Origin of the sequence: Pseudoalteromonas sp. T1lg10 (assembly GCF_002964545.1) — a bacterium.
In the GTDB taxonomy this organism is placed as follows: domain Bacteria; phylum Pseudomonadota; class Gammaproteobacteria; order Enterobacterales; family Alteromonadaceae; genus Pseudoalteromonas.
Genome location: NZ_PQBV01000050.1, coordinates 771 through 2,094, shown reverse-complemented (window position 1 = coordinate 2,094; position 1,324 = coordinate 771). Strand labels below are relative to the sequence as shown.

1 protein-coding gene is annotated in these 1,324 nt (G+C 58.5%); it reads left to right on the top strand.

The features are described from left to right. Window positions 1-1,324, top strand: a 1,324-nt coding sequence (locus C2M17_RS13290; protein ID WP_199776025.1) for an Ig-like domain repeat protein, incomplete at both ends; no start/stop codon positions are given.

Here is a 1,324-nt window from a genome sequence, read left to right as displayed (position 1 = left end):
CGTCGTGATCAGTGACGGTACCACCGACATTGAGGTTGACCCTACAGCAATTAGCGTTGATGAAAACGGTAACGTGACCATTAGCGGACAGGACCTCAGTATTTTCGCCGACGGTGAATTGACCGTTACCATGACGGTTGAAGATGCTGCTGGTAACCGAGGAAACGTGACCGATACCACCACCTTGGATACGGGCGCACCGAGCACGGGTGATGGCGTAAACAGTATTGCATTCGACGATGGCGGCGATGAGCTATTAAGCGCAGACGAAGCAACCAACGTGACCCTTTCTGGCGTTGTCGAAGCCGGTGCCACCGTCGACAGCATCACCATCAGTGATGGCGTGACCACGATCACGGTACCGAGTTCGGCGATCAGCACGGATAGCAACGGCAACGTGACCGTCGTTGGGCAAGACCTTTCAAGCCTCGCCGACGGTGAACTAACCGTCACCATGACAGTGACCGACGCTGCCGGGAACACAGGCACGGTCACCGATACCACCACCTTGGATACGGGCGCACCGAGCACGGGTGATGGCGCAAACAGTATTGCATTCGACGATGGCGGCGATGAGCTATTAAGCGCAGGTGAAGCAACCAACGTGACCCTTTCTGGCGTTGTCGAAGCCGGTGCCACCGTCGACAGCATCACCATCAGTGATGGTGTGACGACGATCACGGTACCGAGCTCGGCGATCAGCACGGATAGCAACGGCAACCTGACCGTCGTTGGGCAAGACCTGTCAGGTCTCGCCGACGGCGAGTTGACCGTCACCATGACAGTGACCGACGCTGCCGGGAACACAGGCACGGTCACCGATACCACCACCTTGGATACGGCCGCACCGAGCACAGGTGATGGCGCAAACAGTATTGCGTTCGACGATGGCGGCGATGAACAATTGAGCGCGAGTGAAGCAACCAACGTGACCCTTTCTGGCGTTGTCGAAGCCGGTGCCACCGTCGACAGCATCACCATCAGTGATGGTGTGACGACGATCACGGTACCGAGCTCGGCGATCAGCACGGATAGCAACGGCAACCTGACCGTCGTTGGGCAAGACCTGTCAGGTCTCGCCGACGGTGAACTGACCGTCACCATGACAGTGACCGACGCTGCCGGGAACACAGGCACGGTCACCGATACCACCACCTTGGATACGGGCGCACCGAGCACAGGTGATGGCGCAAACAGTATTGCGTTCGACGATGGCGGCGATGAGCTGTTAAGCGCGAGTGAGGCGACCAACGTGACCCTTTCTGGCGTTGTCGAAGCCGGTGCCACCGTCGACAGCATCACCATCAGTGATGGTGTGACCACC